This window comes from Lelliottia sp. RD5 (genome assembly GCF_056032945.1).
On the sequence record NZ_JBVYHQ010000011.1, the window covers coordinates 1 to 13337 of the forward strand.

Consider the following 13337-nt stretch of genomic DNA (forward strand, 5'->3'; position numbering starts at 1 on the left):
ATAAAATTAAGCCTGCTAAACAAGCAGGCTTAATAGTAAGAAAATTTAGGGGCGTAGCTCAGTTGGTAGAGCACCGGTCTCCAAAACCGGGTGTCGCGAGTTCGAGTCTCTCCGCCCCTGCCATATATGAATCCTTTGCTTAGGCAAAGGATTTTTTTTGCTTTGAAATCCCCAAAACCCTCAAAACCTGCATCCTTGCAAGTCTTCAGCAATTAATCCATCACATTGATTTTTAAAAGATCCTTTATTTGCATCTGCTTATCACTATTCTGAAGCCAAACGGCGTACAGCGGTCTTGAAAGTGTTGTTGAATCTGCAACAGTGTGCAAATTCGGCTTCTCATCGGCCCAGCGAACGGGCAACCATGTGCACCCCTTAAGAGTCGCTAGTTGCTGACAAGCCATCTCTGCTGAGCTTGTTGTCAGTGCCGGGACGTCATCCGCTGCAATCAAACCCGTTTCGTGCTGTTGAAAATCAGGCCCCCACTCCAGGCGCAAATAGGTCAGATCCGCTTTCATCATTGAAGGCACAGAGGCGTAGAGTGCGAGACTAAACTGTCCAAGGATTTGACTACTGAATTCGTCCATTTTAGGGGCTTCGGTTGTAATCAAAAGATCCAACTGACGTTCATGCAGCTGTTTCACAAGAGATTGTCTCTGAGCGATCCTGGCCTCGAACTGCAAATTGTGATGCGAGCTGTATAAACGGGTAAGCCACTGGCTAAGCATGCATTCCCATAAAGAAGCGCTGGCTCCAATGGAAAACTCATTATATCGCGAAGTATGGGCGACTTCTTTTCGCGCTGCCTGCCAGGTGTTCATCAACGTTTCTGCATAAGGAAGGAGTTTTTCTCCGGCAGTAGTTAAGCGAATATTATTACGATGACGGGTAAAAAGATTCACACCAAGCTGATTTTCTAGCTGGCGAATACGAAAACTGACGGCTGATTGCGTCAGATAAAGCGCTTCTGCTGCCCGCCCAAAGTGACGCGTTCTGCTCACTTCGAGGAAAGTTTTTAGCAATTCCGTATCCACATCTTTCTCCGCAAAATTATTTGTCGTTATGATTTAAATCTTTTGTTTTACACTCTGTCAAGCGTAACTAATACTCCGCGCCATAAATAGCTCGGCCAAAGAATTAGGAGCGTGTAGGATGGCGGAAAGCTTTACGACGACTAATCGTTTTTTTGACAATAAAAATTATCCGCGTGGGTTCTCTCGTCACGGTGATTTCACCATTAAAGAAGCGCAACTGCTTGAACGTCATGGTTACGCTTTTAACGAGTTAGATCTGGGTAAACGTGAGCCTGCAACGGAAGACGAGAAACAGTTTGTTGCCGTTTGCCGTGGAGAACGTGAGCCGGAATCTGAAATTGAACGTGTGTGGATCAAGTACATGGGCCGTATCAAGCGGCCGAAGCGTTTTCATACACTGTCTGGCGGTAAGCCACAGGTAGAAGGCGCGGAAGACTACACCGAATCGGACGATTGATATAATGAAAAAGGGGCTTAGGCCCCTTTTTTACGTCAGCATCTTTTGCAGATGCAGCAGCAGACGGTCTATCGCGCGATAGCTTAATGCTTCTTGCAAATGCCTCCTCTCGATATCCCCACAACTCTCCAAATCTGCAATGGTGCGTGCGACCTTCAATAAGCGTTGCCAGGCCCGCACTGAAAGCCCAAGCCGCGTTAACGTCTCCTCCAGCCACCGGGAATCCTCTTCTGACAAGCAGCAGCGCTGGCGAATCTCAGCATTATCGAGACGTGCATTAAGTTTATTTTGCCGTTTCAACTGTCGTTCCTGTGCGATGATCACCCTGTCCCGTACGGTTCCACTGGTTTCTCCCGTCGCATTTGCCTGACTGAGCACACCAGGTGGAGGTAGCGGGATCTCCAGAGACAAATCAAAACGGTCAAGGAAGGGGCCTGACAACCTCCCCAAATAGCGAAGCGTTTGTTCAGGGGTACTCCGGTTGTGATTGCCCTGATAGTGTCCTGATGGGCTTGGATTCATCGCGGCAATAAGTTGAAACTGTGCGGGGTAGCTAATCTTCGCGCGTGTACGAGAAATATGGATCTGTCCAGACTCGATAGGCTCACGTAATGCATCCAGAACCCGTCGTTCAAACTCCGGTAATTCATCAAGAAAAAGAATTCCGTTATGAGCTAAAGAGATTTCACCTGGCTCAGGAATGGATCCGCCGCCGACCATCGCGCAGAGTGAGGCACTATGATGAGGAGAGCGAAACGGTCGTCTCTTCCATTGCTTCTTCAATGATGCCGAATTCGCCAGACTAATGATTGCGGCACTCTCAAGCGCTTCCTGATTATTTAAGGGTGGGAGCAGACCGTTCAGCCGGCTTGCTAGCATCGTTTTTCCTGTCCCTGGCGGGCCGATAAGCAGCAGGTTATGACCACCGGCCGCAGTGATTTCCAGCGCACGCTTTCCCTGATCCTGACCAATGATATCGCTCAAGTCATCAAGAGAGTCTGATACGACTAAACGATTTTCCTCGGGTTCGGCAAGCTCATGACGGCCTTCAAGAAAAGCACAGACTTCTTGTAAATGGCTGGCAATCAGGCAGCCCTTTTTCTCGATAAGGCTGACCTCTGATGCATTCTCGGCAGCAACGATAATCTCTCTTCCCGCCTGCAAAGCGGCTAACGCACCGGAGATTGCGCCGGGAACGCCACGTAACGCGCCTGTAAGCGCTAATTCGCCCACGAACTCGTATGTGTTCAGTCTGGGGGCGTTAAGTTGCTCAGAGGCGGTAAGAAGCGCTATAGCGATAGGTAAATCATATCGCCCGCCTTCTTTCGGCAAATCTGCAGGCGCAAGGTTGATGGTTATCTTTTTTGCCGGAAAGGTATAACCACTATTGATAATGGCGCTGCGAACGCGATCTCGAGCTTCTTTCACTGTCGTTTCAGGAAGCCCGACAAGTGTTAAGCCAGGAAGGCCGTTACTCAGATGAACCTCAACAGAGATGAGCGGTGCCTGCACTCCTAAAGCAGCGCGGGTATAGACAACAGACAGTGACATGTACGCCTCCTTTTTATGTCACTATGCCTTGATTATTTTTCGTTTTTTAGCAGCAATTTGTAGCATTACGAGGCACTTTCACGTTTTTTAAAGATGTTATGCAACGTTTGCGTAATACCTGAATCACGCTAGCAATCTGAAGTAAGCCGGTGTATCGCCTCACGCCAGATACAAAAAAATAATGAAAAATCTTCATTTTATAAATTTCTTATATAAAACAATCATTTTTAACAAAACGATTCGCTTGCCAAATGAATGCGCAGTAAATATTCCTTGTCTTCAAATCAATATCTGTGTTACCTCTTTAGGTATTCCTTCGAACAAGATGCAAAAATAACTGAATATGAAAGCCCTTCTACAAGTGATTAGCCTAGTCGTAATTAGCGTGTTGGTGATTATTATCCCACCGTGCGGGGCTGCACTTGGACGAGGAAAGGCTTAAAAAACAAGCCTTAACGAACTAAGACCCCCGCACCGAAAGGTCCGGGGGTTTTTTTATGACTTAAAAACTTAAACGAGGAACAGATAATGATGACTAGCATAAAATACTGTTTCTCTCGAAGTATGACGGGGAACTGACTATGAATGGGGCACAGTGGGTAGTACATGCGTTGCGCGCGCAGGGAGTCGAGATAGTGTTCGGATATCCAGGAGGCGCAATTATGCCGATTTACGATGCATTGTATGACGGCGGCGTGGAACATCTGTTGTGCCGACACGAGCAGGGCGCGGCAATGGCGGCGATTGGTTTCGCCCGTGCCACGGGGAAAACAGGCGTCTGTATGGCGACTTCTGGCCCTGGGGCGACTAACCTGATCACCGGCCTGGCAGATGCGTTACTCGACTCTGTTCCTGTCGTGGCCATCACCGGTCAGGTGGCGTTGCCCCTGATTGGTACAGACGCGTTTCAGGAAGTGGACGTTCTGGGTTTATCACTGGCCTGCACCAAGCACAGTTTTTTGGTGCAGTCTCTGGAAGAGCTGCCGCGCGTAATGGCAGAAGCCTTTGAGGTGGCAAACTCAGGTCGCCCGGGTCCGGTCCTGATCGACATTCCTAAAGATATCCAGCTCGCAATGGGCGATCTGGAGCCCCATTTTTCCACGGTTGAAACGGAAGATGCTTTCCCGTACGCGGAAGTGGAAGACGCCCGCCAGATGTTAGCGCAGGCGCAGCAACCCATCCTGTATATCGGCGGTGGCGTAGGCATGGCGCAGGCAGTTCCAGCTCTGCGGGAATTTATCGACGTCACTCAAATGCCTGCAACCTGCACCTTGAAAGGCCTCGGCGCGGTGGATGCTGATTACCCGTACTATCTGGGTATGTTAGGCATGCACGGGACGAAAGCCGCTAATCTGGCTGTTCAAGAATGCGATTTACTTATCGCGGTAGGGGCCCGCTTTGACGACCGGGTGACCGGTAAGCTGAATACGTTTGCGCCGAATGCGAAGGTGATCCACATGGATATCGACCCCGCCGAAATGCACAAATTGCGTCAGGCCCACGTGGCACTTCAGGGCGACCTGAATGCCTTGTTGCCCGCATTACAGCATTCTTTGTCGATCGATGCATGGCGTCAGCACACTGCGGCGATGCGCACAGAAAATGCCTGGCGTTACGACCACCCGGGTGACGCGATCTATGCGCCATTGCTGTTAAAGCAGCTGTCGGATCGCAAACCGGCTGACAGCGTGGTCACCACCGATGTCGGTCAGCACCAGATGTGGTCCGCACAGCACATGACCTACACCCGCCCGGAAAATTTCATCACCTCCAGCGGCTTGGGCACCATGGGCTTTGGATTACCAGCGGCGGTGGGGGCACAGGTTGCGCGTCCGAACGATACGGTTATCTGTATCTCGGGTGACGGCTCGTTCATGATGAACGTTCAGGAACTGGGCACCGTTAAGCGTAAACAGTTACCGCTGAAAATCCTGTTACTGGATAACCAGCGTTTGGGGATGGTTCGCCAGTGGCAGCAGTTGTTCTTCAACGAACGTTATAGCGAAACGACACTGACCGATAACCCCGATTTCCTCGTGTTAGCCAGCGCCTTCGGCATCCCAGGCCAACACATCACCCGTAAAGACCAGGTTGAAGCGGCACTCGACACCATGCTGTCCAGCGAGGGGCCCTATCTGCTTCATGTCTCAATCGACGAGCTTGAGAACGTCTGGCCATTGGTGCCACCCGGCGCCAGTAACGCACAAATGCTGGAGAAATTATCATGATGCAACATCAAGTCGCCGTGCAGGCCCGCTTCAACCCAGAAACGTTAGAGCGCGTACTGCGCGTGGTGCGCCATCGTGGCTTTCAGATTTGCGCCATGAATATGGAAACCGCCACCGATGCCCAGAATATAAATATTGAATTGACCGTTGCCAGTCCACGGTCGGTCGACTTACTGTTTAGCCAGCTAAGTAAACTGGTCGATGTTGCCCACGTCGCCATCTGCCAGAGCACAACCGCATCACAACAAATTCGCGCCTGAGCGCAATAGGAAGAAAAATGACCACGAAGAAAGCTGATTACATTTGGTTCAACGGTGAGATGGTGCGTTGGGAAGACGCGAAGATCCATGTGATGTCCCACGCTCTGCACTACGGCACCTCCGTTTTTGAAGGTATTCGTTGCTACGACTCTCACAAAGGACCCGTGGTGTTCCGCCATCGCGAACACATGCAGCGTCTGCGTGACTCAGCCAAAATCTACCGTTTTCCTGTCTCTCAGAGCGTTGATGAATTGATGGAAGCGTGCCGCGCCGTGATTCGTCAAAACAACCTGACCAGCGCCTACATTCGTCCGCTGGTTTTTGTAGGTGATGTCGGAATGGGCGTAAACCCGCCAGACGGTTACACCACTGACGTGATCATTGCCGCCTTCCCATGGGGTGCATATTTGGGCGCGGACGCGCTGGATCAGGGGATCGACGCCATGGTCTCTTCCTGGAATCGCGTGGCACCAAACACCATCCCGACCGCAGCGAAAGCCGGCGGCAACTACCTTTCTTCTCTGTTAGTGGGTAGCGAAGCGCGCCGCCACGGCTACCAGGAAGGCATCGCTCTGGATGTGAATGGCTACATCTCTGAAGGCGCGGGTGAAAACCTGTTTGAAGTGAAAGACGGCATTCTGTTCACGCCGCCGTTCACTTCATCTGCACTGCCTGGGATCACGCGCGATGCCATCATCAAGCTGGCGAAGGAGTTGGATATTGAAGTGCGTGAGCAGGTATTGTCCCGCGAATCGCTGTATCTGGCCGATGAAGTGTTCATGTCCGGAACGGCGGCAGAAATCACCCCCGTTCGCAGCGTTGACGGCATCCAGGTAGGCGAAGGCCGCTGTGGCCCGGTCACTAAACGTATTCAGCAAGCATTCTTTGGCCTCTTCACCGGTGAAACGGAAGATAAATGGGGCTGGTTGGATCAAGTTAATTCATAAGCATAATTTTGGGGCGGCACGCACCGTCCCACTAATGAGAGAGATTAAGCATGCCTAAGTATCGTTCTGCCACCACCACTCACGGCCGCAATATGGCCGGTGCCCGCGCGCTGTGGCGCGCCACCGGGATGACCGACGACGACTTCGGTAAACCGATTATCGCCGTGGTTAACTCCTTCACCCAGTTTGTTCCGGGCCATGTGCACCTGCGCGATCTCGGCAAACTGGTCGCCGAGCAAATCGAAGCGTCCGGCGGCGTGGCGAAAGAGTTCAACACCATCGCGGTGGACGACGGTATCGCCATGGGCCACGGAGGCATGCTTTATTCCCTGCCGTCGCGCGAACTGATCGCCGACTCCGTGGAATACATGGTAAACGCCCACTGCGCCGACGCTATGGTCTGTATCTCCAACTGCGACAAAATCACCCCAGGGATGCTGATGGCGTCTTTGCGCCTGAACATTCCGGTGATCTTCGTTTCCGGCGGTCCGATGGAAGCCGGTAAAACCAAGCTCTCTGACCAGATAATCAAGCTCGATCTCGTTGATGCGATGATTCAAGGGGCGGATCCGAAAGTCTCCGATGCACAAAGCGATCAGGTGGAACGTTCCGCGTGTCCAACCTGCGGGTCCTGTTCCGGGATGTTCACCGCCAACTCCATGAACTGTCTGACTGAAGCGTTGGGTCTTTCTCAGCCAGGCAACGGTTCACTGCTGGCGACTCACGCCGATCGCGAGCAGCTGTTCCTGAATGCCGGAACGCGCATCGTTGAGCTGACCAAACGCTATTACGAGCAAGACGATGCCAGCGCGCTGCCGCGTAATATCGCCAACAAAGCCGCATTTGAAAACGCCATGACGCTGGATATCGCCATGGGCGGTTCAACCAATACCGTTCTGCACCTGCTGGCGGCGGCACAAGAAGCCGAAATCGACTTCACCATGAGTGACATCGACAAGCTCTCTCGCAAAGTGCCGCAGCTGTGTAAAGTCGCACCAAGCACGCCAAAATATCACATGGAAGACGTTCACCGTGCCGGTGGCGTTCTGGGGATTTTGGGTGAGTTGGATCGTGCCGGGCTGTTGAACCGTGAAGTGAAAAACATTCTCGGGCTAACGCTGCCGCAGTCGCTTGAGCAGTACGACATCATGCTCACCAAAGACGATGCGGTGAAAAGTATGTTCCGTGCGGGTCCAGCTGGGATTCGTACCACCAAAGCATTCTCGCAAAACTGCCGTTGGGATACGCTGGACGATGACCGCGCCGAAGGCTGTATTCGCTCGCTGGAGCATGCTTATAGCCAGGACGGTGGCCTGGCGGTTCTGTACGGTAATTTTGCCGAAAACGGCTGTATCGTTAAAACCGCAGGCGTCGATGACAGCATCCTGAAATTTACCGGTCCGGCGAAAGTGTACGAAAGCCAGGATGATGCCGTCGAAGCGATTCTGGGCGGAAAAGTGGTGGCGGGCGACGTGGTCGTGATTCGCTACGAAGGGCCAAAAGGCGGACCGGGCATGCAGGAAATGCTTTACCCAACCACCTTCCTGAAGTCGATGGGCCTGGGCAAAGCCTGTGCGCTGATCACCGACGGTCGTTTCTCGGGCGGCACTTCCGGACTCTCAATCGGTCACGTTTCACCGGAAGCGGCGAGCGGTGGGAATATCGCGATTATCGAAGACGGCGATCTGATCGAAATCGACATTCCAAACCGTGGCATTCAGCTCCAACTGAGCGATCAAGAAATCGCGGCTCGCCGTGAAGCGCAAGACGCTCGCGGTGATAAAGCCTGGACGCCGAAAGATCGCCAGCGTGAGGTCTCTTACGCATTGCGTGCTTACGCCACGCTTGCCACCAGTGCTGACAAAGGCGCGGTGCGCGATAAATCCAAACTTGGGGGCTAATGATGGCCGAATCACAACCCTTATCCGCCGCCCCCGATGGGGCGGAATATCTCCGGGCGGTGCTGCGTGCGCCAGTCTACGAGGCGGTACAGGTCACGCCGCTGCAAAAAATGGACAAGCTGTCGTCACGTCTTGATAACGTGATTCTGGTGAAGCGCGAAGACCGTCAGCCTGTGCACAGCTTCAAGCTGCGCGGTGCTTACACGATGATGGCCGGGCTGAACGAGGAGCAAAAAGCACGCGGTGTGATCACGGCTTCTGCGGGCAATCATGCGCAGGGTGTGGCGTTTTCCGCCGCGCGCCTGGGCGTGAAAGCGCTCATCGTGATGCCTGTGGCAACCGCCGATATCAAAGTCGATGCGGTACGCGGTTTTGGCGGTGAAGTGTTATTGCACGGCGCCAACTTTGACGAAGCCAAAGCGAAAGCGATCGATCTCGCGCAGCAGCAGGGTTTTACCTGGGTACCGCCGTTTGATCATCCAATGGTCATTGCCGGTCAGGGTACGCTGGCCCTGGAACTGTTACAGCAGGATGCGCACCTTGATCGGGTATTCGTCCCGGTCGGTGGCGGCGGCCTTGCCGCAGGCGTCGCCGTGCTCATCAAGCAATTGATGCCGCAAATCAAAGTCATCGCCGTTGAGGCGGAAGACTCAGCGTGTCTGAAAGCGGCGCTGGATGCCGGTCATCCTGTCGATCTGGCGCGAGTGGGGTTGTTTGCCGAGGGCGTTGCCGTGAAGCGTATTGGCGACGAAACCTTCCGCGTGTGTCAGGAATATCTCGATGACATCATCACCGTCGACAGCGATGCCATTTGCGCGGCAATGAAAGATCTGTTCGAAGATGTTCGTGCAGTCGCGGAACCCTCCGGTGCGCTCGCGCTGGCGGGGATGAAGAAATACATCGCGCAACACAACATTCGCGGCGAACGTCTGGCGCATGTGTTGTCTGGGGCTAACGTCAATTTCCACGGCTTGCGTTACGTTTCCGAACGCTGCGAGCTGGGCGAACAGCGTGAAGCGCTTCTTGCGGTGACCATTCCGGAAGAGAAGGGCAGCTTCCTGAAATTCTGCCAACTGCTTGGCGGGCGTTCAGTCACCGAATTTAACTACCGTTTTGCCGATGCCAAAGACGCCTGTATTTTTGTCGGTGTGCGTTTGAGCCGCGGCGTTGAGGAACGGAAAGAGATTCTGAGTTTGCTGAACGAAGGCGGCTACAGCGTGGTGGATCTTTCCGACGATGAAATGGCGAAGCTGCACGTACGCTACATGGTCGGCGGACGTCCGTCCAAACCATTGCAGGAACGTTTGTTCAGCTTTGAGTTCCCGGAATCACCGGGCGCTTTACTGAAATTCCTGCATACGCTGGGAACGCACTGGAACATTTCCCTGTTCCATTATCGCAGCCACGGTACGGATTTCGGGCGCGTACTGGCCGCCTTTGAGCTGGGCGAGCACGAGCCCGATTTCGAAACGCGGCTGAACGAGTTGGGCTACGATTGTCATGACGAAACCCATAACCCGGCGTTCAGGTTCTTCCTCGCGGGCTAGTGGTTCGGCAAAATCTGCCAAAAAGCGTCAATAAGCGGCTCATGCAGCCGCTTTTTTTGTGCGCACACGCCAAGTTCAAACGGTGTTTTCTCATCGCTACGCTCCAGAATCATCACGCGATTACGCACCGGCTCCGGGCTGTTTTCCAGCACCACTTCCGGGAGCAGCGCCACGCCGCATCCGAGCGCCACCATCGACACCATCGCTTCGTGACCGCCTACCGTGGCGTAAATGGACGGATTGCTGATTTTCTGGCGACGGAACCACAGCTCAATGCGGCGGCGCACGGGACCCTGATCGGCCATGATAAACGGCACCGTTGACCAGTCAGGATCTTCCACCGAGATCTGATTTCGCACCGGGCAGGGCAATGCTGGAGCAATTAGCACTACCGCCAGATTTTCCAGCATCGAGAACGCCACCGCGCCGGGCAACGTTTCCGGTTTACCGGCAATCGCCAGATCCGCTTCACCCGTCACCACTTTTTCCATGGCGTCGGCCGCATCGCCGGTGGTGAGCTTTATTTCAACTGACGGATGCTCTGCGCGGAAGCGGTCAAGGATGGGCGGTAAATGGCTGTAGGCTGCCGTCACGGAACAAAAAATATGAAGTTCACCCGAGAGCGATGGACCTTGCTGATCGAGGGTGTGGCGCAACTGCTGATATTGCAAAAGCGTTTGCTGGGCGAAAACGCGCAACTCTTCTCCCGCTTCCGTCAGCGTGACGGTGCGGTTATCGCGAACAAACAGCGCCTGACCGAGATCCTCTTCGAGGCGCTGGATCTGCCGGGAAAGCGTGGAGGGACTGACGTGCATCGCCCGTGCGCTGCGGCCAAAATGGCGGCTTTCCGCCAGATGCAGAAAGGTTTTGAGATCGCGTAAATCCACAGGCCGCACTCCACGATTTTACGTTGCAGAAATTGCAACGTGACGTTGTGAATATATCAATTTCCGCAATAAATTTCCTGTCATATAGTAAGTTCATTCTCGCATAAGCGAAGTACACCGAATAATAAGCACCACAACACAACATCACGAGGTTCCACCATGGCTAACTACTTCAACACACTGAATCTGCGTCAGCAGCTGGCGCAGCTGGGCAAATGCCGCTTCATGGCGCGCGACGAATTTGCCGATGGCGCAAGCTACCTTCAGGGTAAAAAAGTGGTCATCGTCGGCTGTGGCGCACAGGGTCTGAACCAGGGCCTGAACATGCGTGACTCCGGTCTGGATATCTCTTACGCCCTGCGTAAAGAAGCGATTGCTGAAAAGCGCGCATCATGGCGTAAAGCGACCGAAAACGGCTTCAAAGTGGGCACCTACGAAGAGCTGATCCCGCAGGCGGATCTGGTGGTTAACCTGACGCCAGACAAACAGCACTCTGACGTTGTACGTTCCGTTCAGCCGCTGATGAAAGACGGCGCTGCGCTGGGTTACTCTCACGGTTTCAACATCGTTGAAGTGGGCGAGCAAATTCGTAAAGACATCACCGTGGTGATGGTTGCGCCGAAGTGCCCTGGCACCGAAGTGCGTGAAGAATACAAACGTGGTTTCGGTGTTCCGACGCTGATCGCCGTTCACCCGGAAAACGATCCAAAAGGCGAAGGCATGGCGATTGCCAAAGCCTGGGCTGCGGCAACCGGTGGTCACCGTGCGGGCGTTCTGGAATCCTCTTTCGTGGCAGAAGTAAAATCTGACCTGATGGGTGAGCAGACCATTCTGTGCGGCATGCTGCAGGCCGGTTCTCTGCTGTGCTTCGACAAGCTGGTGGAAGAAGGTACCGATCCGGCGTATGCCGAAAAACTGATTCAGTTCGGCTGGGAAACCATCACCGAAGCGCTGAAGCAGGGCGGTATTACGCTGATGATGGACCGCCTGTCTAATCCAGCAAAACTGCGCGCTTACGCGCTGTCAGAGCAGCTGAAAGAGATCATGGCTCCGCTGTTCCAGAAACACATGGACGATATCATCTCCGGTGAATTCTCCTCCGGTATGATGGCTGACTGGGCAAACGACGATAAAAACCTGCTGACCTGGCGTGAAGAGACCGGCAAAACCGCGTTCGAAACCGCTGCGCAGTTTGACGGTAAAATCAGCGAGCAAGAGTACTTCGATAAAGGCGTTCTGATGATCGCGATGGTGAAAGCGGGCGTTGAGCTGGCATTCGAAACCATGGTTGATTCCGGCATCATCGAAGAGTCTGCTTACTACGAATCACTGCACGAGCTGCCGCTGATTGCGAACACCATCGCCCGTAAGCGTCTGTATGAAATGAACGTGGTTATCTCAGATACCGCCGAGTACGGTAACTATCTGTTCTCTTATGCATGCGTACCGCTGCTGAAAGAGTTCATGACGACCCTGCAGACAGGCGACCTGGGTAAAGCGGTTGCTGAAGGCGCGGTAGACAACGCTCAGCTGCGTGACGTGAACGAAGCGATCCGCAGCCATGCGATCGAAAGCGTAGGCCATACGCTGCGCGGTTATATGAAAGATATGAAACGTATTGCTGTCGCTGGCTGATTCCCCGTCGTCCTTCGATCTGCAGATGCGTTGGCTGCATTCGCACAGTCCAGTCACAGAGTTATTTATGCTCCTGGCCTGTGCGCATTTGCCGCCTTCCTGCAAATCGAAATCCTGAGGGGAACACCTTCGCATACAGGCCCGGTAAGGCGTCGCCGCCACCGGGCTTTTTGCTTTGCGAGGATAGGGCGGCCTGGTGCCCTCACCCCAGCCCTCTCCCACGGGAGAGGGTACAAATACAAAAAGCCTTCTCTAAGAGAAGGCTTTGCTATTAATTGCGGTAAAGCACTTTAATGATGTGGTAACCGAACTGCGTGTGCAGTGGGCCAGTTGGCTCCAGCACCGGGCAGGAAAACACCACTTTATCGAACGCCGGAACCATCTGGCCCTGACGGAATTCACCCAGATGGCCGCCTTTTTTACCGGATGGGCAGGTAGAGTGTTTCTTCGCCAGCTTCTCGAAGTCTGCGCCGTTTTTGATTTGCTCCAGAAGATCTAAAGCCAGTTTTTCTTCTTTAACAAGGATATGCAGTGCTGCCGCTGTTTTTGCCATGATCGTGCCTTAATTGGGTTGAGAGACATCAGGGCGCGATTTTAGCATGCGTTAGCGGCGATACAGCACCTTAATGATATGGTAGCCAAACTTGGTTTTTACGGGACCGAAGGGCTTCAAAAGCGGGCAGCTAAAGACCGCCTGGTCAAAAGGCCCAACCATTGCCCCCTGTTTAAACTCGCCTAACTCACCGCCATTGCGCCCCGACGGACAGCGAGAATAGCGCTTTGCCAGATGGTCGAAGCTAATACCCCGCTCCAGTTTTTTCAGGATCTCTTGCGCAAGTGTCTCTTCTTTTACCAGAATGTGCAGGGCCGCGGCGGTCTTGTTCATTGTT

General features: G+C 53.5%; 13 protein-coding genes and 1 tRNA gene. 9 read left to right on the top strand and 5 right to left on the bottom strand.

The annotated features are described in order from the left end of the window. Window positions 1-47 precede the first annotated feature (47 nt). Window positions 48-123: transfer RNA gene (locus AC0LWE_RS21075), tRNA-Trp, on the top strand. 89 nt (window positions 124-212) lie between these two features. Here AC0LWE_RS21075 and hdfR read toward each other — a convergent pair. After that, the gene (hdfR, locus tag AC0LWE_RS21080; RefSeq protein WP_202668729.1) at window positions 213-1034 is read right to left on the bottom strand and encodes an HTH-type transcriptional regulator HdfR; all 822 of its coding nucleotides are present in this window, start codon (window positions 1032-1034) and stop codon (window positions 213-215) included. 118 nt (window positions 1035-1152) lie between these two features. On the opposite strand from hdfR, the gene AC0LWE_RS21085 reads away from it, so the two are divergent. Next, entirely contained in the window at window positions 1153-1491 is a 339-nt protein-coding gene (locus tag AC0LWE_RS21085) for a MaoP family protein (protein ID WP_015960976.1), read from the top strand. A 30-nt stretch (window positions 1492-1521) separates the two neighbouring features. On the opposite strand, the gene AC0LWE_RS21090 is transcribed toward AC0LWE_RS21085, so the two are convergent. Then, the gene (locus AC0LWE_RS21090) at window positions 1522-3042 is read right to left on the bottom strand and encodes a YifB family Mg chelatase-like AAA ATPase (RefSeq protein WP_219347248.1); all 1521 of its coding nucleotides are present in this window, start codon (window positions 3040-3042) and stop codon (window positions 1522-1524) included. Window positions 3043-3385: 343 nt separating this feature from the next. Between AC0LWE_RS21090 and ilvL the strand changes: the two genes are divergently transcribed. The 6 genes from ilvL (at window position 3386) to ilvA (ending at window position 9925) form a co-directional block, all read left to right on the top strand. Further along, window positions 3386-3484 carry an ilv operon leader peptide gene (gene ilvL / locus AC0LWE_RS21095; RefSeq protein WP_219347249.1) on the top strand — a complete coding sequence of 33 codons (99 nt, stop codon included), beginning with the start codon at window positions 3386-3388 and terminating at the stop codon, window positions 3482-3484. 139 nt (window positions 3485-3623) lie between these two features. Then, on the top strand, window positions 3624-5270 hold the full coding sequence (gene ilvG, locus AC0LWE_RS21100) for an acetolactate synthase 2 catalytic subunit (RefSeq protein WP_219347250.1): 1647 nt from the start codon (window positions 3624-3626) through the stop codon (window positions 5268-5270). Further along, on the top strand, window positions 5267-5530 hold the full coding sequence (gene ilvM, locus AC0LWE_RS21105; RefSeq protein WP_015960973.1) for an acetolactate synthase 2 small subunit: 264 nt from the start codon (window positions 5267-5269) through the stop codon (window positions 5528-5530). Before ilvG ends, ilvM begins: the two co-directional genes overlap by 4 nt. Window positions 5531-5547: 17 nt before the next feature. Continuing rightward, window positions 5548-6477: a branched-chain amino acid transaminase gene (locus AC0LWE_RS21110; RefSeq protein WP_131488662.1), complete on the top strand. Its 930-nt coding sequence runs from the start codon at window positions 5548-5550 to the stop codon at window positions 6475-6477. Between the two features lie 50 nt (window positions 6478-6527). Then, window positions 6528-8378: a dihydroxy-acid dehydratase gene (gene ilvD, locus AC0LWE_RS21115; RefSeq protein ID WP_219347251.1), complete on the top strand. Its 1851-nt coding sequence runs from the start codon at window positions 6528-6530 to the stop codon at window positions 8376-8378. Between the two features lie 2 nt (window positions 8379-8380). Next, the gene (gene ilvA / locus AC0LWE_RS21120; protein ID WP_202668756.1) at window positions 8381-9925 is read left to right on the top strand and encodes a threonine ammonia-lyase, biosynthetic; all 1545 of its coding nucleotides are present in this window, start codon (window positions 8381-8383) and stop codon (window positions 9923-9925) included. On the opposite strand, the gene ilvY is transcribed toward ilvA, so the two are convergent. Then, on the bottom strand, window positions 9922-10812 hold the full coding sequence (ilvY, locus tag AC0LWE_RS21125) for an HTH-type transcriptional activator IlvY (RefSeq protein ID WP_059180753.1): 891 nt from the start codon (window positions 10810-10812) through the stop codon (window positions 9922-9924). The two genes, ilvA and ilvY, sit on opposite strands and share 4 nt — an antisense overlap. 159 nt (window positions 10813-10971) lie before the next feature. Between ilvY and ilvC the strand changes: the two genes are divergently transcribed. Further along, window positions 10972-12447: a ketol-acid reductoisomerase gene (gene ilvC, locus AC0LWE_RS21130; RefSeq protein WP_059180752.1), complete on the top strand. Its 1476-nt coding sequence runs from the start codon at window positions 10972-10974 to the stop codon at window positions 12445-12447. Window positions 12448-12718: 271 nt separating this feature from the next. Here the strand turns inward: ilvC and ppiC (AC0LWE_RS21135) are convergent, their stop codons facing one another. Both ppiC (AC0LWE_RS21135) and ppiC (AC0LWE_RS21140) read right to left on the bottom strand, forming a co-directional pair. After that, window positions 12719-13000 carry a peptidylprolyl isomerase PpiC gene (ppiC, locus tag AC0LWE_RS21135; RefSeq protein ID WP_015960967.1) on the bottom strand — a complete coding sequence of 94 codons (282 nt, stop codon included), beginning with the start codon at window positions 12998-13000 and terminating at the stop codon, window positions 12719-12721. Window positions 13001-13051: 51 nt separating this feature from the next. Further along, window positions 13052-13333 (bottom strand): peptidylprolyl isomerase PpiC, encoded by a 282-nt coding sequence (gene ppiC / locus AC0LWE_RS21140; protein WP_202694810.1) that lies wholly within the window; start codon window positions 13331-13333, stop codon window positions 13052-13054. Window positions 13334-13337 lie beyond the last annotated feature (4 nt).

Excerpts from the sequence above, each read along its gene's own strand:
- AC0LWE_RS21085 (WP_015960976.1), top strand. The coding sequence starts at position 1,153 with ATGGCGGAAAGCTTTACGACGACTAATCGTTTTTTTGACAATAAAAAT.
- AC0LWE_RS21090 (WP_219347248.1), bottom strand. The coding sequence starts at position 3,042 with ATGTCACTGTCTGTTGTCTATACCCGCGCTGCTTTAGGAGTGCAGGCA.
- ilvL (WP_219347249.1), top strand. The coding sequence starts at position 3,386 with ATGAAAGCCCTTCTACAAGTGATTAGCCTAGTCGTAATTAGCGTGTTG.
- ilvG (WP_219347250.1), top strand. The coding sequence starts at position 3,624 with ATGAATGGGGCACAGTGGGTAGTACATGCGTTGCGCGCGCAGGGAGTC.
- ilvM (WP_015960973.1), top strand. The coding sequence starts at position 5,267 with ATGATGCAACATCAAGTCGCCGTGCAGGCCCGCTTCAACCCAGAAACG.
- AC0LWE_RS21110 (WP_131488662.1), top strand. The coding sequence starts at position 5,548 with ATGACCACGAAGAAAGCTGATTACATTTGGTTCAACGGTGAGATGGTG.
- ilvD (WP_219347251.1), top strand. The coding sequence starts at position 6,528 with ATGCCTAAGTATCGTTCTGCCACCACCACTCACGGCCGCAATATGGCC.
- ilvA (WP_202668756.1), top strand. The coding sequence starts at position 8,381 with ATGGCCGAATCACAACCCTTATCCGCCGCCCCCGATGGGGCGGAATAT.
- ilvC (WP_059180752.1), top strand. The coding sequence starts at position 10,972 with ATGGCTAACTACTTCAACACACTGAATCTGCGTCAGCAGCTGGCGCAG.
- ppiC (WP_015960967.1), bottom strand. The coding sequence starts at position 13,000 with ATGGCAAAAACAGCGGCAGCACTGCATATCCTTGTTAAAGAAGAAAAA.
- ppiC (WP_202694810.1), bottom strand. The coding sequence starts at position 13,333 with ATGAACAAGACCGCCGCGGCCCTGCACATTCTGGTAAAAGAAGAGACA.